At 69.5% G+C, this 18115-nt stretch carries 20 protein-coding genes and 2 pseudogenes; 14 read left to right on the top strand and 8 right to left on the bottom strand.

The window, feature by feature from the left end; translation table 11 throughout:
• Positions 1-917: 917 nt before the first annotated feature.
• The 3 genes from ACWGE1_RS32100 to ACWGE1_RS32090 form a co-directional block, all read right to left on the bottom strand.
• The gene (locus ACWGE1_RS32100; RefSeq protein WP_328789496.1) at positions 918-1079 is read right to left on the bottom strand and encodes a hypothetical protein; all 162 of its coding nucleotides are present in this window, start codon (positions 1077-1079) and stop codon (positions 918-920) included.
• A 401-nt stretch (positions 1080-1480) separates the two neighbouring features.
• Positions 1481-1879, bottom strand: a complete 399-nt coding sequence (locus tag ACWGE1_RS32095; RefSeq protein WP_453423963.1) for an STAS domain-containing protein — start codon at positions 1877-1879, stop codon at positions 1481-1483.
• 74 nt (positions 1880-1953) lie between these two features.
• Positions 1954-2634: an HSP18 transcriptional regulator gene (locus ACWGE1_RS32090; RefSeq protein WP_453423962.1), complete on the bottom strand. Its 681-nt coding sequence runs from the start codon at positions 2632-2634 to the stop codon at positions 1954-1956.
• A gap of 129 nt (positions 2635-2763) precedes the next feature.
• Here ACWGE1_RS32090 and ACWGE1_RS32085 point away from each other — a divergent pair, with 129 nt between their 5' ends.
• From ACWGE1_RS32085 to ACWGE1_RS32075, 3 genes are all read left to right on the top strand, one after another.
• Positions 2764-3198 (top strand): Hsp20/alpha crystallin family protein, encoded by a 435-nt coding sequence (locus tag ACWGE1_RS32085; RefSeq protein ID WP_453423961.1) that lies wholly within the window; start codon positions 2764-2766, stop codon positions 3196-3198.
• Between the two features lie 100 nt (positions 3199-3298).
• The gene (locus ACWGE1_RS32080; RefSeq protein ID WP_385163162.1) at positions 3299-3694 is read left to right on the top strand and encodes a DUF2267 domain-containing protein; all 396 of its coding nucleotides are present in this window, start codon (positions 3299-3301) and stop codon (positions 3692-3694) included.
• 54 nt (positions 3695-3748) lie between these two features.
• Positions 3749-4195, top strand: a complete 447-nt coding sequence (locus tag ACWGE1_RS32075; protein WP_453423960.1) for a DUF2267 domain-containing protein — start codon at positions 3749-3751, stop codon at positions 4193-4195.
• Between the two features lie 75 nt (positions 4196-4270).
• Here the strand turns inward: ACWGE1_RS32075 and ACWGE1_RS32070 are convergent, their stop codons facing one another.
• Together ACWGE1_RS32070 and ACWGE1_RS32065 are read right to left on the bottom strand one after the other, a co-directional pair.
• Entirely contained in the window at positions 4271-4444 is a 174-nt protein-coding gene (locus ACWGE1_RS32070; RefSeq protein ID WP_453423959.1) for a CsbD family protein, read from the bottom strand.
• A 215-nt stretch (positions 4445-4659) separates the two neighbouring features.
• Positions 4660-4875: a hypothetical protein gene (locus tag ACWGE1_RS32065; RefSeq protein WP_453423958.1), complete on the bottom strand. Its 216-nt coding sequence runs from the start codon at positions 4873-4875 to the stop codon at positions 4660-4662.
• Positions 4876-6154: 1279 nt separating this feature from the next.
• Between ACWGE1_RS32065 and ACWGE1_RS32060 the strand changes: the two genes are divergently transcribed.
• A complete protein-coding gene (locus ACWGE1_RS32060) occupies positions 6155-6493 on the top strand; it encodes a MerR family transcriptional regulator (protein ID WP_030755667.1) in 339 nt (112 codons plus the stop codon).
• A 48-nt stretch (positions 6494-6541) separates the two neighbouring features.
• Here the strand turns inward: ACWGE1_RS32060 and ACWGE1_RS32055 are convergent, their stop codons facing one another.
• Complete coding sequence (locus tag ACWGE1_RS32055) at positions 6542-7750, bottom strand: PP2C family protein-serine/threonine phosphatase (RefSeq protein ID WP_453423964.1); 1209 nt, start codon at positions 7748-7750, stop codon at positions 6542-6544.
• Between the two features lie 523 nt (positions 7751-8273).
• Between ACWGE1_RS32055 and ACWGE1_RS32050 the strand changes: the two are divergent.
• Positions 8274-8600, top strand: a pseudogene (locus ACWGE1_RS32050) (PRC-barrel domain containing protein); the annotation flags it as partial.
• An 83-nt stretch (positions 8601-8683) separates the two neighbouring features.
• On the opposite strand, the gene trhA reads toward ACWGE1_RS32050, so the two are convergent.
• On the bottom strand, positions 8684-9439 hold the full coding sequence (gene trhA / locus ACWGE1_RS32045) for a PAQR family membrane homeostasis protein TrhA (protein WP_453423957.1): 756 nt from the start codon (positions 9437-9439) through the stop codon (positions 8684-8686).
• 294 nt (positions 9440-9733) lie between these two features.
• Here trhA and ACWGE1_RS32040 point away from each other — a divergent pair, with 294 nt between their 5' ends.
• Positions 9734-10294, top strand: coding sequence for a hypothetical protein (locus ACWGE1_RS32040; protein ID WP_030755654.1), 561 nt, complete (start codon positions 9734-9736; stop codon positions 10292-10294).
• Positions 10295-10434: 140 nt separating this feature from the next.
• On the opposite strand, the pseudogene ACWGE1_RS32035 reads toward ACWGE1_RS32040, so the two are convergent.
• Positions 10435-10956 (bottom strand): annotated as a pseudogene (locus ACWGE1_RS32035) (tyrosine-type recombinase/integrase); the annotation flags it as partial.
• 51 nt (positions 10957-11007) lie between these two features.
• Between ACWGE1_RS32035 and ACWGE1_RS32030 the strand changes: the two are divergent.
• From ACWGE1_RS32030 to ACWGE1_RS31995, 8 genes are all read left to right on the top strand, one after another.
• Positions 11008-11493 (top strand): hypothetical protein, encoded by a 486-nt coding sequence (locus ACWGE1_RS32030; RefSeq protein WP_453423956.1) that lies wholly within the window; start codon positions 11008-11010, stop codon positions 11491-11493.
• A 1128-nt stretch (positions 11494-12621) separates the two neighbouring features.
• The gene (locus ACWGE1_RS32025) at positions 12622-12888 is read left to right on the top strand and encodes a hypothetical protein (RefSeq protein WP_453423955.1); all 267 of its coding nucleotides are present in this window, start codon (positions 12622-12624) and stop codon (positions 12886-12888) included.
• Positions 12836-13168, top strand: coding sequence for a hypothetical protein (locus tag ACWGE1_RS32020; RefSeq protein WP_453423954.1), 333 nt, complete (start codon positions 12836-12838; stop codon positions 13166-13168). The genes ACWGE1_RS32025 and ACWGE1_RS32020 overlap by 53 nt, the downstream gene beginning before the upstream one ends.
• Before the next feature lie 471 nt (positions 13169-13639).
• Positions 13640-14584: an RNA polymerase sigma factor SigJ gene (gene sigJ, locus ACWGE1_RS32015; protein ID WP_453423953.1), complete on the top strand. Its 945-nt coding sequence runs from the start codon at positions 13640-13642 to the stop codon at positions 14582-14584.
• Between the two features lie 113 nt (positions 14585-14697).
• Positions 14698-15900, top strand: a complete 1203-nt coding sequence (locus ACWGE1_RS32010; protein WP_453423952.1) for an NAD(P)/FAD-dependent oxidoreductase — start codon at positions 14698-14700, stop codon at positions 15898-15900.
• 297 nt (positions 15901-16197) lie between these two features.
• Positions 16198-16689, top strand: a complete 492-nt coding sequence (locus ACWGE1_RS32005; protein ID WP_453423951.1) for a DUF1772 domain-containing protein — start codon at positions 16198-16200, stop codon at positions 16687-16689.
• A 377-nt stretch (positions 16690-17066) separates the two neighbouring features.
• Positions 17067-17273, top strand: coding sequence for a cold-shock protein (locus ACWGE1_RS32000; protein WP_453423950.1), 207 nt, complete (start codon positions 17067-17069; stop codon positions 17271-17273).
• A 267-nt stretch (positions 17274-17540) separates the two neighbouring features.
• Positions 17541-18115, top strand: a 575-nt coding sequence (locus tag ACWGE1_RS31995) for a DEAD/DEAH box helicase (protein WP_453423949.1), incomplete at its 3' end; no start/stop codon positions are given.

Below are 18115 nucleotides of genomic sequence, written 5' to 3'. Positions count from 1 at the left end.
TAACGCAGTGGCAGTACCTGTAAGTGCAGTTCGAAGTACCCAGCAGTGAAGTAGTGAGCAGCACCTCGGTGAAGGCGTCGGCTGCGGACGCGCGCACCGGGAAGTTCGGCAGTGGGGTTCTAAGCCAGAGCAGACGCAGGATGGGCAACGGGGCTGGCTGCCGAAGAGTGGCGCTGACACAGGCCACCAGCAGCACGCAGTAGAGCAGTACCGCAGTGAGTGCAGTAACCCGCAGTTCGCAGTCTCTCCCGTTTGGTAAGCAGTTGATCTCCGAGGGAAGAACGGAGGAGTTGAGGCGCCATCAGGATCGCCCGGGCGGAAGTCTTGAGTCCGGGTACCGCAGGACATCGATAGTGAGGTGGTCTCCGGTCGAGCAACCGCGATCCCCGCACAGCCTGTCCCCGTTCGGACGGGTCGGCGGAGACAGTAGGCCGGCGCAGGACTAGGGCCGGCAGATGGTGTAGCAGTTCCTTCGGGGCCCCGGTGCTGAACGCACCGGGGCCCCTCCCCTCGTTCCGCCCCCTTCTTCCTCTCCAGGCCTGTCTGATCACCCGCTCCGCGCGCCTGCGTTCTCCGCCACTACTCCCGCTACCCAGCTGCGCACGGCCGCCCCCGTCCGGGAGCTCGTCGACCACGGCACACTCGTGGGGGCGGCCCGGTTGGTAACGAACCCGGGCGTCACCTCCGCGTCCGCATCGAGTGGGAGGCCTCGCCGTGAAGGTTGCACGCGGAGAAGGGCTCAGTTTCATCGCCCAGGACGGCGGCTGCCCGGACTTATTCGCCCACTACTCGCGGCAGCGTGTCCCGCCGGAAGCCAACCGACCATGACGCCGCAGCCATGCCGGATCAGGTGCGCACCTTCGTCGGCAGTAGCGATCTTCTGGAAGCCGGCATCGGAGAGCACTTGCCAGACGCGATCAGGTGCGGAGACGGCTGTTGGGGCCGTCTTGCTCGTCGGCGGTGTCGTCGTTGAACCAGTAGTCGCCGGCGGCCAGGTAGCGGAAGGAATGGTTGCTGCCGGTGGGCAGCTCAACGGTGACCGCGCGGTTGCCGTCCTTGCGGAGGGTAAGAGGGTGCACGCCGGGACACCAGTCGTTGAAGTCGCCGACCACGCTCACCTCGGTCGCACGCCGACGCCGCCGTACTGCCCACCGGGTCACCCACCCGCTGCACCCAGCAGGACGCGCAACCGGGCACATGTGACAGTGCACGTGGGGTACGACGACGGTTGCCCCACGCAAGCAGGACCCGGCCGGGGCCCCGTAGCCACACCGGCCGGGTCCTGCGCCATGCGAAGCAGACGTTCCGCGAGCACGCCAAACTTCGGACCGGCTGGCGCCGAAGCAGTGTCACCCCCACTCCAGCCCACCTCAGCGAGGGTGGCCCGGGGGTTCGGTCCTGGTCGGCGCCAGGGGGTTGGCCCCGGAAGGCGACCGTCCCCGCCGGTGACCCGGGCGGCGCCCGTACGCGACCTGTGTGCCTATTGAGGCAGGCCGTCCGGCCATCCCTCCGGAGAGCGGTCGCCGGGCGGCGGGTCGTGGTCCGCGGGGAAGAGTGGCAGGGTGCCGGTCATCTCCAGGAGGCGCAGGAGCTGGTGGTTGGGGGCTGCCAGGCGAACGACGGTTCCGGTCTCCTGTGCCGCGCGCCGGGCGGCGAGGAGTGCGTTGAGCGCGGAGGAGTCGCAGAAGGAGACGCGGCTGCAGTCGACCGTCACGGGCTTGGCCGGTGAGGCGTGGGCGAGGGCTTGGGCGAGGGCGAACCGCAGGGCGGGGGCGGTCTCGATGTCGATCTCGCCCGAGGGCCTGATGGCGACGGCGTGATCCAGGACTTCCACGGCGATGGCGTCGCCGCCGGCCTCCGGGGAAGGGCGTTCGGCCATGGTGAGTCACTCCCAGGTTCGTGGCGTGGCCCCCGAAGCCCGTGGTCCGGTCGGCGGTTCGGGGGAGGGGCGGGTCAGGTGCTGCGCTGGTCGTGGGTTTCCTGGCGGAGCCGGTCGGTGTGCCGGGTCAGGGCGTCGATACGTTCGGCGAGCTCGGTGTCCTCGGGTCGCAGGTGGGCACGGGTGTCGATCAGAGGGCGGACGAGGCGGGCGGCGTCGTCGTCGGCGAGGGCCAGGTTCAGGTCGCCGACGGCGCCCTCGGCACCGTCGGGGAGACCGGTCAGAGCGGTGACCTGGCCGGCGAGACGGCGCAGGTCGGCCGCGTGGTCACGGGCCCAGGCGGTCACCGTGCGGTCGGCGGCGCGCGTGTCGCGCGTGGCCTGGACGCGCTGCTCGCCGGTACTCCCGACCGCTCCCGGGCGCAGCCGCAGGTAGCGCCGTTCTGCGGCCTGGCGGCTGGCGACCCCGAGCGGGCCCGCGAGGTCGGCCCAGCTCGCGCCCCGCCCGCGGGCGGTCTCGATCAGCCCGCTCTCCCAGTCGGCGAGCTCTTCGCGGACCTCGCGCAGCAGCAACAGCGCGGCCAGGGCCGGGTGTGGACCCGGGTCCGGCGCGCGCCCCATCGGGGCCGTCGTTGGTGCTGCGGAGGGTCGCTGCGCGTCCCGCAGGGCCTGGTCGATGGTCTCCAGTGCCGCCGCGGCGGCGAGGAAGGCGACCTGGGTGGGCGGTGGGGTGGCCTCGCGTTCGGCCTCGTTCATGGGACTCTCCGTTGGCTTGTCATCCTCCAGATGACTGCTTACTTGTCATCGTTTCGATGACATGTTACAACGGAGGCACGTTGAAGCGCATTGGCAGTTTCTGCCTGAACCAACTGGAGGTGTTTCGCGATGTTGATGCGCACCGACCCGTTCCGCGAGATGGACCGGATCGTCCAGCAGCTGTCGGGTGCGTCTGGCACGTGGTCGAAGCCGTCGGTGATGCCGATGGACGCCTACCGTCAGGGCGACGTGTACGTGATCGCCTTCGACCTCCCCGGAGTGAGCACAGAGGCGATCGACATCGACGTCGAGCGGAACATGCTGACCGTCAAGGCCGAGCGCCGGCCTGCGGGGAAGTCCGACGGCGTGCAGATGGAGCTCTCCGAGCGGCCCCTGGGCGTCTTCTCCCGCCAGATCATGCTGGCCGACACCCTCGACACCGAGCACATCGAAGCCGACTACGACGCGGGCGTCCTGACCCTGCGGATCCCGATCGCCGAGCGCGCCAAGCCGCGCAAGATCGCCATCGGCGGCGAATCCGGCCGCAAGCAGATCTCCGGCTGAACAGCCCGGCACCAGCGGCGGAGGACGGGGAACCCGATCCCCCTCCGGCACCCCGTCCTGCGCGCCCCTCGCCCCTTCACCCCTCCCCGGAGGTGACGTGATGTCGATACGCAGGGAGGCGTTCCTGGCCCACGTCCAGGAACGCGGCGAGTACACGACCCTGCCGGAAGCCGAACGGGCGGCGCGCGTCGTCCTGGCCCTACTGGGCGCGCACCTGGTCGGCACCGTGCGGGCCGAGCTCGCCGCCCGGCTCCCCGAGACGTACGCCCTGATCCTTCTGAATCCCCTGCAGGCCGCCGAACCGCTCTCACCCGAACGCTTCGTCCGCGCGACCGCGGCCTGGATCGAGGGCGCCACCGAGAAGACAGCCCTGTGGGACATCGGCGCGGTCCTCTCCACCGTGGCCGCAGCGGCGGGTGACGTCCTCATGCGCGAGGTCCTGATCCAGCTGCCGCCCGGCTACGACCTCCTCTTCGGCCACCCCCAGCCCACCTGACCGGCGCCGACGGCCAGACCTCGAACCTGCGAAGAGAAAGGCAACCGCAGCACCATGTACGACCAGCCTCGACCGGACCGGCCCAGCCCCGCCATGACGTTCGACCAGATGCTGGAACGCGTCCGCTACGAGGGCGCCTACCCCACCCGCGAACGCGCGGAAGAAGCCGTCCGCACCGTGCTTGCCGCGCTCGGCCGGCAGGTCACCGGTGACGAGCGCGTCGACCTCGCCCAGTGCCTGCCCGTCGAAGCCGCCCTCACCCTGACCGCCCAGATCCCCGATACCGAGCAGCTCACCGGCTGGGGCTTCGTCAAGGACCTGGCCGCACAAACCGGCGTGAGCCCGGCCATCGCCCGCTGGGACACCGGCGCCGTACTCGCCGCTGTCACCCGCCTCGCCGGCCCCGACCTCCTTGCCCGCATCCTCCAGCGACTCCCCGACGACTACGCACTCCTCTTCGGACAGGCGCAACTGCGCCAGCCTCAGCGCGCCGCCGCCTGACCGGAGCCGGCTGCGCGCGGGCGTGCAACGGGGCCGGGACCGCTCCTGCGGTCCCGGCCCCGTGCACACGAGGGGTCAGTGCTTGAAGGTGTCCTTGATCTTTTCCTTGGCCTCGCGGGCATCGCCCTTGGCCTGCTCCGCGCGGCCCTCGGCGGTCATCCGCTCATTGCCCGTCAGACCGCCAGCGGTCTCCTTGAGCTTGCCCTTGGCCTGCTCGCCCTTCGCCTCGGCCTTCTGCTCACCAGACACAGCTGATCACTCCCTGTTCGATGGAAGGTCTTGCAGAACCCCGTGTGACCGGTGGGATCCCTCCCAAACAGACGGGCCGGCAATGGGGTGACGCTCGGGGCGAAACGTTCGGCCATGGGCCAGTCGGCCCTGGATGCCGCAGGGGTCCGCGCGGCGCCTCATGGAGGTGACCGTGCCAGCGAGCCGGAGCCCGGTGGTGACGAGCCGGGATCGTGTCAGGCCGGCCCGGTCAGGACGTGGCCGGCGTCGGGGAGCTCGTGGACGTGGGCGGCCGCGCCTTCCAGCGGCAGGAGAGGGCGCAGGGGACAGTCGGCCGAGGTGTGGTCGTGGTCGACTTCCCAGGTGGGCAAGGGTGCGGCGGGGGCGCAGTCGGTGGAGACGGCGTAGAGGTTGCCGAAGCAGCCCCGGCACACCAGTGCAGCGTGGTTCACGTGAGTGTCTCCAGTTGAACCGACTCGGCTGTGCCATACACGGGGCGGGCCTCCCCCGCCAGGTGGAGCTGGCGCAAGGTGCTTTCCGTCTCGCGCCTGAGGTGTTCGGAAGAGGCCAGACGTTGCTACAGCGGGTCGGGGAGGCCGGGCACGGTGGCGCCGCGGGCAGCCCACTCCTCGGCAAGCCGCGTGTACAGGGGTGTGCCCTGGTCCGGGGGTTCTCCGGGAACCCGGCCACGGGCGTGTGCCGGGCTACGGGAAGGCCTTCGGCACGCTTGTACCGGAAGACGGCCAACCGCTCTGCGCTTGCCACTGCCGGCCTGTGCGCCGCGGCTGGAGTCCGTCCAATGATCGTCCGTCACGTTCGTCAAAACGATTCTTCCATCCTCCAGGACACCGTTTCCGGTGTGCCGCGACGCTCTCGACCGTTGCTCTGGCCCTCGATGAGGCACACACCGTTGACCGCCCCCAGCTGCTCCCTGTGCTGCGCATCGACAGGAGCGACCGTGCGTTCGGGGTCGATTACCTCCTCACCCGCCACGCGAAAATCTATGACGGCCGGAGTAGACATTGGGCTGTGGCGTGGTTATGGTTTCTCTCGTAGCCCAGAGAGACAGCAGGGCCTGGCAGAGACGAACTGCCGGGCAGCAGTACCCGCAGTTGCAGTGCGCAGGACGGTGCGGTGGTGGAGTTCCGAAGCCAGGGTTGTTGCAGGACGGCGACGGGACTGACGACCGGACCGGGTGGCCCGCAGTGATCAGGGGCCGCCGTGAGCAGTACCAGCAGTAACGCAGTGGCAGTACCTGTAAGTGCAGTTCGAAGTACCCAGCAGTGAAGTAGTGAGCAGCACCTCGGTGAAGGCGTCGGCTGCGGACGCGCGCACCGGGAAGTTCGGCAGTGGGGTTCTAAGCCAGAGCAGACGCAGGATGGGCAACGGGGCTGGCTGCCGAAGAGTGGCGCTGGGTCAGGCCACTGAGCAGTACGCAGTACCGCAGTACCAGCAGTAAGCAGTTGATCACCGAGGGAAGAACGGAGGAGCCGAGCACCATCAGGATCGCCCGGGCGGAAGCCTTGAGCCCGGGTACCGCAGGACATCGATAGTGAGGTGGTCTCCGGTCAAGCAACCGCGATCCCCGCACTCCCGGCAGCATTTCGGTCGGGTCGGCGGAAACACAGGGTGGGGTCTTTATCTGGGCCTAATTTTGGTGTTTTTGTTCCTTGGGGGCCGGGGTGCCTTCGGGCACCAGGGCCCCTCCATGCGTTCCACGAGAGAGGTTCAATGACAGCAGACGATTCGTTCGGCCGTCTCGACGACGACGACTACCCCGCCTACACGATGGGCCGGGCCGCCGCCATGCTCGGCACCACCCAGGGCTTCCTCCGCGCTATCGGCGAAGCCCGCCTGATCACCCCGCTCCGCTCCGAGGGCGGCCACCGCCGCTACTCCCGCTACCAGCTGCGCATTGCCGCCCGCGCCCGGGAACTCGTCGACCAGGGCACCCCCATCGAGGCCGCCTGCCGCATCATCATCCTCGAAGACCAGCTCGAGGAAGCCCAGCGCATCAACGCCGAGTACCGCCGCGCCGCCGAATCATCCGCGCCGCCGTCCTCGGCCTGACCCGAGTGTGCCCGTCGGGATCGGCGGGCCTCGGTCGTCGAAGGAGTGCTATTCGGGTGCGGACGCCTCCGCCAGGTCCGCCCCGGCGTCAGCGCTGCGTGTGACCTGGTGGGTACCGTGCCAATCCAGGCACATGACCGTCGCGTCGTCCTGGAGACGGCCGCCATGCGCGCGCAGAATCTCGGCGACCAGAGCGCGGGAGGCCTCGCGGGGGTGGAGATCGCCCGTGCGCACAACCAGGGAGGGCAGATCTACCTCCACAGCGCGGCGCTCGAGCATGCCGTCGGTGAGCATCACGAGGCGGTCACCCGGCTGCAGGTCCAGCCGCTGCACCCGATAGGCGGTACGTGGCTGGATACCGAAGGGGAGATCGACCTCGGGAACCATCTGCTCGACCCTTTCCCGCCTGAGGCGGAGCGGCCAGGGATGCCCGGCGTTGACGAACTGGGTGGTCCCGTCGAGCAGGCTGATGCGCAGCAGCTGCCCAGTGACGAAGCCCCGCCTGCCGTGGTCGATGACGGCCCGGTTGGCCTCCAAGGCCTGTACTTCGAGCTCGGCGCCGGCACGCCTGGCCCTGCGAAGGGCGCCCACTGCGAGGGTGGCGAGTAGCGCGGCTTCCACGTCGTGGCCCATGGCATCGGTGACGGAGAGTTGCATGGTGTCGCGGTCGACGACGTAGTCGAAGGTGTCACCGCCGACGTGCGTGGCCGGTTCCAGCGCTCCGGCGACCGTGAACTGGGCTGCCTCACACGCCAGTGAGGTGGGCAGGAGTCGGTGCTGGATCTCGGCGGCCAGGTTCAGGGGCCGTGTACGGCGACCCCATTGGTAGACGTCGGTGAAGGACCGATTGGCGATCACGATGTAGGCCAGGGCGTGAGCGGTCGCGCCGATCTGCCTCATCGCGAAGTCGTCGGGGTAAGCCGGCAGGAAGAGTTCCAGCAGGCCGATGGCGTCGCCGCGGTTGGTGACGGGCGCCACGACCCTGACCCGGCTGTTGCCCTCTCGCTGGAGGGCCGGCCGCTGTGTGCGCAACGCGTCCGCGTAGAGGGTGCCGGGCAGAGTGACGCGCTCAGGGGGCTCGTCGGACTCGACGCTGTCGGCTGCCCCGAGCCGCACCACTGACGACCCGGTGAAGTCGACGATCAGGAACGAGACCACAGCAGCGTTCAGGCGGTCCCTGAGCATCCGTGCGACGACGTCCAGTGACTCCACAGGGGAGGCGGACTCCGCTGCCGCGAGCGTGCCCGCGAGGTCCATTTCCACCGGCTGCTCACCGCCGGCGCGCCCCTGATGGGCGCCTGGATCTCGCTCCTCGGTCGGGGGCATGACCGCTCCTCTCCTCCTCCGACGCCGTGGGACCGGCCTCTCCACGAGAACTGCTCCCTGACGCTCTTTCCGAGCCCCTGAGGCCTTACGGTCGGCCCCCACTGCCTCGTCGAAGCCATCCCATCTGGGGTCGCAGCCTGTGACCACGGCCGGCACAGATCCGAGAAACCCGCGGGGCCGACCGTCCTCAACCCTGCCCGAGGACCCGCATGCCAGGTGGCTGCTGCTGCCCGTGCAGGCCGCGCTGTCTGACTGGTTCACCCGAACAGCAGGCATCGGCCCTACTCGGGGACGCTGCCCGGCCACCGGCATAGCGCGCACGCCCGGAATCCTCTGAGGACCCGGTTGCGAGGCAAGCACCGGGGCATGGGGATGGACGAGTCAGCCGGCAGTGTGGCTGTGGCCGCCGCCTTCGAGCCGAGCGTGAGGAGACGGGGTTGTGAGCGGTGTGTGGATGTACGCGCAGGACAGCGGCTACACGTCCCGGCAGTCACTGGTGGGGTTCACGGTTGCGGCGGCTGACGGAATCATCGGGCACGTGGACCGCCAGCAGGACCAGCCCGGCATGCAACACCTGGTCGTCGACACCGGCGTGTGGGTGTTCGGCAAGAGCATTCTGATCCCGGCCGGGGCCGTCGCCAGCATCGACACCGAAACACGGACGGTAAAGGTTTCAGGGACCCTGGAAGAGATCAAAGCCGCTCCCCAGTTCACCACCGACAGCGAAACGGCTGACCACCGCTACCTGTCCGCCGTCGGCAACTACTACCTCTCCCTCCGCCGCCCCTCGCACCCTGACCCGAAGCCAGCCGGCAACTCGCCCGCCCCAGGGCGACAGCAGCCCCGGGCAGAACATTGCCGTGCTCAGTAGACGGTGAAGGAGATGGCGATGTAGTGCGCGGTGAAGGCTGCCACGGTCAGGGCGTGGAAGACCTCGTGGAAGCCGAACCAGCGGGGTGAGGGGTCGGGGCGCTGAAGGGCGTAGACAACCGCGCCCGCACTGTAGAGAAGCCCGCCGGTCACGATCAAGGCGAGTACGGGCGCCCCACCACTGTCCAGGAAGTCGGGCAGGTAACGCACCGGTGCCCAGCCCAGGGCCAGGTAGCAGGGGGTGTACAGCCAGCGGGGAGCTCCGACCCACAGGACACGGAAGGCGATGCCGGCCAGAGCGCCCGTCCACACGATCCACAGCAGGACGGACCGCTGGTCAGGGGGGAGAAGGAGCACGGCAAGCGGGGTACAGGTGCCGGCGATGATCAGGAAGATGTTGGCGTGGTCGAGGCGACGCAGAACGGCCTCACCGAGTGGTCCCCACGTGCCCAGGTGATAGACGGCGCTCGTCCCGAACAGCATCCAGGCGGTGACGGAGTACACGGTGCAGGCCAGGGTGGCGCGCGGCGTCCCAGCCAGGCAGATGAGGACGATGCCCGCAGCCAGCGATGCGGGGACCATTCCGGCGTGAAGCCAGCCTCGTAGCTTCGGCTTGATCGGCTCCACCAGATCGGCCGCTCGCTCGACCAGGTCGGCAACCGGGTGGGAGTCCTCGGCGGCCTTGTCACGGTGCGATCCGGAGGGAGGACCACTTGCCTCGCATCCTCCGGCCGTCGGTGCGGAAGACACACCGCCGGTTTCGACGTCGTCGCGGGACACTGCTTCCCTTCCTGCCTCGGACTGCTGGGCGTCACTGGCAACCACGTGCTCATGTTAGGAGCCTGCCCGCAGGAGCATGGCCCGAGGCCTGCCTCGGACCACCGGGCCGGCACCGCCGGACACGGTCTGTTCAGCCGCCCATGGTTCCGGTCCTGGAGGCCTGCCCCCAACTGGGGCCGTGGAAGTCGTGTAAGTCGGCGGGCCATGGGAACGATCAGGGCTTCCGAACGGGCCTCTCCGCTCTCCTACGTTCAAGGACCGCCGATGCTTCCCGAGTTCCGCTCCCACGCATCCGCCCCCCTTTCCCACCAGCTGGAACAGCGACTGGGACTGGACCCACGCCTCGAAGCGGGCCGAATCGACGTGGAGCGCGTCGCCGACATCGCCGTCGTCGCATCCGCCCACTCCGATGGGTACGCGGCCACCGCTCACCTCCTCGGACTGCTGGCCGCGCTCCCCGCTCCCACCGAGGCCGGAGAACGCTTCTGGTCGGACCTGTGGAGGACCTCAGGCTCCCTCTACCTGCTGCCCGCCAACATCAAGACGTTCGTACTGAGTTCGCTGGCCGGAGAAGGCACCGGTCTGGCCGGTCAGATCCTCTCGGCTGTCGACGAGATGACCCCGCCCCAGCGCGTCGCAGCCGGAGAGGTAATCGGCCAGGCGCTCGCCGAATCCGACCACCTCCCCGACCTCAAGACGCAGGTCATCGGCGAGCTGTGGCTCCGAGATCTCGAACTCACCGCCTGGCGGGTCCTGCACGCGGACCACAAATCAGCTGATCCGGCTGAGCGGAAAGCCTTCCTCGACGCATGGAGGCGTGTCTGAGCGCCAGGTTTCCTCTCGACACAGCACGGCCGTAGACGGGCCATCGACGAGCGCCGCCGCTGCTGTTCGGGTCCAACGGCACCCAGAGAGCCGGTGAGGGGAGGAAGGCGAGACGCCTCCCTCCCCTCACCCGCCGATCGTCAAGCGCCCTTCGCCTGCCTCTTCACCGCTCCCTTGACACGGGCAGCGCGTACCCGGGCGTCGATGCCCCCGGCGACCTCCTGCTGACGTTCGTCGCCGGAGTGCTGGTAGATCATCGCGGCCTTCTCCGAGGACTGGCCGGCGCGGACCATCGTGTCCTTGAGGGTCGCGCCGGACTGGGTGGAGAGGGTGTGCCCGGTGTGGCGCAGGTCGTAGAAGCGGAAGCCCTTCGGCAGGCCGACCTTCGCGCGGGCCTTGGCCCACTTCCGGCCGAAGGTCGTGCGCCGGAACGGCGCTCCCTTCTCCCCTACGAACAGCAGCCCGTCGGGCTCCTTCTCCGCGAACCAGTCCAGGTGCCGCTTGACCTCAATGTAGAGGAAGGCCGGCAGGTGGATGGTGCGGACGCCCGCCGCCGACTTGGTGTCGCCCTCGACGCGGCGTCCGGTGTTCAGTTCCGGGGCAGCCTCGGTGATCCGTACGGCGAGGGGGTCCAGGGTGACCGAGGTTCGGCGCAGGGCGCCGGGCACACCGCCACGCCCCGGGAAAGGCTGCGCACCACCGTCCGCACGACGGTGGCGGCTGCCACCGGCACCGAGGAGTTCTTCACCATCCTCCGCAGCGCAGGCGTGCTGGTGGACATCCAGCACTTCCCCTCCGGCGACATCCGCGGCTACATAGTCGCCCTCCCCGGCGACACCAACGGCAACGGCGAGCCGGTCTGGTTCTCCGGCTCCACCCTCGGCCCCGACCTCTCCTACCCTAAGATCAGCGAACGCCTCGCACCCACCGAACCCGCCCCCATCGGCCGGCACTCCGGCCGTCGGCAAACGGCATGGCAGCAGGTCACCGACGCCGCCGACCAGATCCCTGACGTGCTCGACCAGGCCGACGACGCCGTGGGCCAGGCGCACATCACCGTGCTCGCCGAAACCCTCGACGCCCTCCCCCTCATCGCTCCCGCCAACTACAGGCCTCAGCTGGCCCAGGCAGCTCCGGGAGATCCGAGGCGAGGAGGTGGCCATGGTCCGGGGCGCCCCCGTCCGGGGGTGCCGGGCTGACCTGACCCACGTCGATCCGGACCCCGCCGACGGCGTCCTGCACGGCGGTGCCGTACGCGAGCACGTGCACGTCGGCAGCGGCGCACATCGCCTCGGTCAGATGGTGAACGCCTACGGTTGCAGGCGGGTAAATTCCGAGAACAGCCATGGCCTGTTCGAGCGTCTGGGCCGGCTCAGGCGGCAGGTCGGGCGTAGTGAGGACCGTGACGGACTGGAGCCCATGGAGCTCCGCTGTGCGCGCCAGTACGTCACCGACCAGAGGCGCCCGCACGTGCACCGTACCGATCCCGGTGTCGATGACCGGCAGGTGGACGCAGATGCGCAGCATGATGCGGAGGTTAGTCGTGGAAACCTCCGGTACGGGGGAGAGCCTGACCAGGACGCCAACGTTGTGGAATACCGCGCGTCGCACGGTCGTAGGGCGTGGGCCCCATCCGTGCCCCTGGGCGGAAGCATCGCTACGGGCGCGCTACTGCCAGGATTCTCACGGCGATAGGTGGCCTGTACCGCTGCGAAACATCACTGGTGCCGGAGAAGCGGCAGGGGCATATCATGATGAATGGGTCGGTGCACTCTCACGTGCAGCGCCCGGAAGGGCGGCCCCGGCGTGTGAATGTGCCGGGGCCGTTGTGTTCCTGCTTCTCGTGGCCGTCATCCTGGGACTCATCGGCGCGGTGGTGGAGGGCATGCTCCATCTCCTGACGATCGCCATCCTGCTCGTCGTGGCCGACGTGGCTTTCATCGCCACACGACGGTCCCGACGCTCGCATCGCAGCCACCTTCGGCAGTACTCGCAGGGGCCTTCCACCCGTGCCCCATCTGTGCCCTTCGGAGGGGTGAACAGCGGTCGACAGGGGTACAGCGGCACCCTCGCAGCGGGCCACCCAACAACCAATATTTGCAGGTCAGAGGCCATATCGGCACTCTGAGCGCCATAGATTCCCAAGCTTATAGCGCGGGTTCGATTCCCGTCATCCGCTCTTGAACGAAGGCCCAGGTCACAGACCTGGGCCTTCGTCGTTGTCTAGACCGCTTCAAGAGCCCCGCACCACTTGCGCACCACTTGCCCGCCTGGGCGGCTAGTGCTGCATCAGGCAACGTTCGCCCTGTCCTGGATACGGTAGGTCCATGAGTGGTGGTGGCCAGCCAGACCTGGACGAGATCGAGGCACGCTTTGCTGCCGTGGTCGAGGGACGTGTGAGCCGGGATGCAGCTGACCGGTGGGCCCAACGCTGGGTTGTCGACGACACGCGTGAATGGGACGAGCTGTCCTGGTGGGCGCTGGGGCTCCTGTACGGGATCGATCTTCGGGTGGGCCCCGAGGAGCCGTACCTGCACGACGATGAGCAGGTACGGGGATGGCTGGAGGAACTACGGCGGCGCCGCGCCGGGTGACGCACCGCGAAGGTCCCTTCCCTGGCTGCACGCGCTCGATGGCGCGCCCTTCACCCCGTCGGACAACGCGGTGGTCTTCCGGGCCGACGGCTCGGAGCGGTTCCGGCTGAACCCGCCGCGCGACCTGGTGTACGAGCGGCACGACATGCACGGCTTCTACACCGCCTTCCCGCAGGACGGGCGGCCGCTTCTGATCATGGTCACGCGCAACGCGGGTGATTTCCAGGGCCGCATCGACGTGGAGACCGGCGAGATCGTGGACACCAACACCTGGCGATGAGCCGGAGGAAGAGCGAGTCGGCCGGCAATGCCTGGAGTGGTGTGGCCGTGGGGTGCCATGGCGCAGTGCGCCAGACGCAAGAATGGTGTCGCACAGCCGTGACCGTGCCGGAGGCCCGCACCTGCTGGTGCGGGCCTTCGGCACGCCTGGAAGCAACGTGAAGGCAGGCGGATGGACTGACCCCGAATGGGATCGTCGGCGGTCGGTATGCCCGCGGTGTGTCACCGTCCAGGCGGCTCGGACCGGCAGGTGCATCAGGTGCGGAGTCCCGGATCGGCCGCCGCCCTCCTTCCGGCGACCTCCTTCGGCCGCGCTCGTTCCGGTCGGGACGAAGAGGAACTCCTGCATGCCCATCTGGTCGTTGGCCCGGAGCCGGCCTCTCCAGGCGGCTTCGGCGCGTGCAACTCGGAGTCTGCCCGGGTGCGTTGTCCCGGCTGCCGTTGCGGCCCCGGGGCGCCTAGGATCGCGGGCATGGCCCTGATCATGAGTGACGTGGACCGGTTCGAGAGTGCCAGGCCCCGGCTGGAGGCCATTGCCTACCGGCTGCTCGGTTCCGCGGCCGAGGCCGAGGATGCCGTGCAGGAGACGTTCCTGCGCTGGCAGGCGGCCGACGTCGCGCGGATCGAGGTGCCTGAGGCCTGGCTGACCAAGGTCCTCACCAACTGGTGCCTCAACATGCTCACTTCTGCGCGCGCCCGGCGCGAGACGTACGTGGGCCGGTGGCTCCCCGAGCCGCTGCTCGCCGGGGACCCGATGCTCGGCCCGGCCGACACCGCCGAGCAGCGCGAGTCGGTGTCGTACGCCGTCCTCGTCCTGCTGGAGCGCCTGTCACCCGGCGAGCGGGCGGTGTACGTGCTGCGCGAGGCCTTCGCCTACCCGCACCGGGAGATCGCCGGGATCCTGGAGATCACCGAGGCTGCCTGCCAGCAGATCTACCACCGGGCCAAGAAGCACATCGCGGACGGCAGGGCGCGCACCGAGATCGACGAGGTCGCCGCCCGCAGGATCGTCGAGGAGTTCCTGGCCGCGGCGACCAGCGGCCGTACCGAACCCCTCGTACGACTGCTCACCCAGGACGCCGTCTCGGTCGGCGACGGCGGCGGGAAGGTCCCGGCCCGGGCGAAGGCGTTCGAGGGCGCGCTCGCGGTCGCCACGTTCATGCGCGGCCTGTTCAAGCCCAGCCCGGCCAAGCGGGCCCACGTCGGCGGGGCACCCGCGATCTACGCCACGACCGCGAACGGCGGGCCCGCCATCGTGGCGGTCGTGGACGGCCGGGTCGTCGCGATCTCCTGCCTGGAGGTCACCGAGTCGGGCATCGCCGCGGTCCGCCACCAGGTCAACCCCGACAAGCTCGTCCGCGCGACCGAGCAGTGGGCCGCCGCGGGCCACGGGGAGGCCCCGCTCCACACCCTCTGAGCAGGCGTGACACAGGTCACATCCTGATCCTGTCAGGGAACTGGCGGCTGTCCGGTTCAAGGGGCGAAACCACGCCGGACAACGGCGGCCCCCGCCCAGACAGGAGCACGGACATGCAGCACCGCATCGTCGTCCTCGGAGCCGGCTACACCGGTGCCGTCGCCGCCGGCCGCCTCGCCAGGCGGCTGCACCACGAGGACGTCACCATCACCCTCGTCAACCCCGAGCCCGACTTCGTCGAGCGGGTCCGGCTGCACCAGATCGCGGCCGGCCAGGACCTCAGGCCCCGCCCGTTCGGCGAGATGTTCGCGGGCACGGGCGTGGAACTGAAGCTCGGAAAGGTCACCGCCGTGGATGTGGACCGCAAGGCGGTGACGGTCGCCACCGCGAACGGCCCCGAGCGGGAGGAACTGGAGTACGACACCCTGGTCTACGCCCTCGGCAGCGGCTGGAACGACGGGGGCGTCCCCGGCACCGCCGAACACGCCCACGAGATCTCCAGCCGCCCCGGCGCCCTGCGCCTGCGCGACCGCCTGGCCGCCCTGGACGCCGGCCGGCCCGTGGTCGTGGTCGGCGGCGGCCTGACCGGCCTGGAGGCCGCGACCGAGATCGCCGAGGCCCGCCCGGACCTCGACGTCGCCCTGGCCGCCCACGGCGCCCTCGGCGACTGGCTCTCGGAGAAGGGCCGCACCCACCTGCGGAAGGTGGTGGACCGGCTCGGCATCACGGTCCACGAACACACCACGGTCGACGCCGTCGAGGCGGACGGCGTGCGGACCGCCGACGGCCGGAGGATCCCCGCCGACGTCACCGTCTGGACCACCGGCTTCGCCGTCCACCCGATCGCCCGGGCCACCGCCCTGGAGCTCGCCGACCACGGCCGGATCGTGGTCGACGCCACGATGCGCTCGGTCTCCCACCCGGACGTGTACGCCGTGGGCGACGCGGCGATGGCGATCGGCCCGGGCGACAAGCCCCTGCGCATGTCCTGCGCCTCGGGCGTCCCCATGGCCTGGCAGGCCGCCGACGCCATCGCCGCCCGCCTCACCGGCACCAAGGTCCCTCACGCCGACATCGGTTACTCCCAGCAGTGCATCTCCCTCGGCCGCAGGGAGGGCCTGATCCAGTTCGTCACCGCCGACGACCGGGCGGTCGACCGCGCCCTGACGGGCCGCGTGGGCGCCTTCTACAAGGAACTGATCTGCAAGGGCGCGGCCTGGACCGTCGCCAACCCGACCATGGGCATGCCGACCCGGCGCCGGCGTGTCGTACGGCAGGAGCCCCGGAGCCGCACCCGGGCGGAGGCGGCGGCCTGACCCGCCACGGCCGAACACCAGGATGCGGGGGGAGAGAGACCGCGAAGCGTGGAGCTCACAATCCGGTGCGGTGTTTCGTCGAAGTGCCGAGAGCCGGAGCGGACCGGAAGAGCCGGGGAGCGGTAGCGACCATGAACACCCCGTCCGGGACAGGGGACGACCGGTTCGAGCCGGGTCTGAGCACGAACAGGCGGTGAGTCGGTGAACAGCGGTCAGAACCCGACCACGACGACTGCCCGTGACGCGTCCCAGGTCCGGCCCGGCCCCCCAAGCACCCATGCACTGGAGCCCACGAACATGCGCATCCGTCTCCTTCTGGGACTCGCCCTGCTCGCCACCGGCCTCCTCGCCGGGGCATTCGGTTACGGCGCGGCCAACCTCGTCCCCACCTTCAACGCGGTTCCGCTCGACATGCGGCTGTCGTTCCACGCCGAGCTGATGAAGATGAACGGCATCACCATGCAGGCCGCGATGGCCGTGTCGACGCTGAGCTCCCTCGCCCTCGTGGCCTTCATACCCGGCCGTGCCCGGCTGATCGCGGGTACGGCCGCCCTGCTGACCCTGACGTCCTTCCTGATCACCCGGCTCGGCAACGTGCCGATCAACGGCCGGATCAAGGAATGGGCGCTCACCTCGGCACCGGTCGGTCACGAGGAGATCCTGCGCCGCTGGGAGCTCTTCAACAACCTGCGCACGCTCACCGCCGTCATGGCCTTCACCCTCCTGATCGTCCTCGCCCTGAAGCGACCGCCGACCGGCGGGGACCAGCCGCGCACCACCCCGGCCTGAGGACGAGACGTACATCGTGCGCAGTTCGGCTCGCCGGTACGCGTCCAACCGGGTCCTTCTCGGTGGTGCGGGGCGAAATGCTGCGCCCGGAGTGAATAATATCCGTGCTCGCCGACTGAGGTTTTGGCAGATCCGGCAGGGAGAATTTCTGCCGGCAGCAGGCGGAGTGAAATTGTTCATCGCACACGAGCCGCTGCAGCGTGCTACTGTCGATTCCAGTTGCAGTTTTGGTTCCCAATGACTTCAAGCGCCCCCGTCGGCCTCCGCGCCGACGGCAGCGCTTTGCATTTCCGGTCATCTTCCGGGCGGGGCATCATCGCGGCGACACGGCATCCGTGCAGTGCGGATCCCGATGTACTGCCCCAAAGGAGATATGCATGACTGCTGGCACCGTGAAGTGGTTCAACGCGGCCAAGGGCTTCGGCTTCATCGAGCAGGACGGTGGCGGCCCCGACGTGTTCGCCCACTTCTCGAACATCGCCGCCCAGGGCGGCTTCCGTGAGCTGCTCGAGGGCCAGAAGGTCACCTTCGACATCGCGCAGGGCCAGAAGGGCCCGACGGCCGAGAACATCGTTCCCGCCTGACGCCGACGCGCACTTTGCAGCTGGGGCCCGCATCCTTCGGGGTGCGGGCCCCAGCTGCAGGCATCTCCCGCAGTGGGTTCACCTGCCGGATGCCCATCACCGGAAATTCACGTCCGGCCTCACCCGTTTCAGCACCTGCGCCCGCACGGACTCCGTGCGGCCAGATTCGCTTTCGCATTCCATTCGGCCCGTTCTTGCAATTCCCCGCCCGCGCTGCTTCGCGCTGCTGGAATTCCTTGATGCGCGCCGTATCAAGGAAGGTTCTGAATGAACCCCGTACGTACGAACAACCGCTCTTCCCGCACCCGCAGCCGCACCGGTGGTCCCGCTTTCGGTTCCGGCTCCGGCTCCGGCTCCGGTTCGGGCCGGGGGAGCCGCTCCGGTTCGCCCGCCCAGAGCCGTTCTGGCGGTCCGAGCCGGTCGGGCGGCTACGGCCGACGGTCCGGCGCGGTGCAGGGCGAGTTCGCCCCGCCCAAGACGATCACCCCCGGTCTCCCCGCCGTCGAGGCCTTCGGTGACCTCGACATGCCCGGGGAGCTGCTCTCCGCCCTCGGCGCGCAGGGTGTGAGCGTGCCGTTCCCGATCCAGGGAGCGACCCTGCCCAACACGCTCGCGGGCCGCGACGTGCTCGGCCGCGGCCGCACCGGCTCCGGCAAGACCCTGGCCTTCGGCCTCGCCCTGCTGGCCCGCACCGCCGGGCAGCGCGCCGAGCCCCGCCAGCCGCTCGCCCTGGTCCTCGTACCGACGCGCGAGCTGGCACAGCAGGTGACGGACGCGCTCACTCCTTACGCCCGCTCGGTGAAGCTGCGCCTGGCCACCGTCGTCGGCGGGATGTCGATCGG

The organism is Streptomyces sp. NPDC054932 (assembly GCF_053610205.1).
Note: the sequence above shows the minus strand (reverse complement) of the source record. Positions and strands in the feature narration are given on the sequence as shown.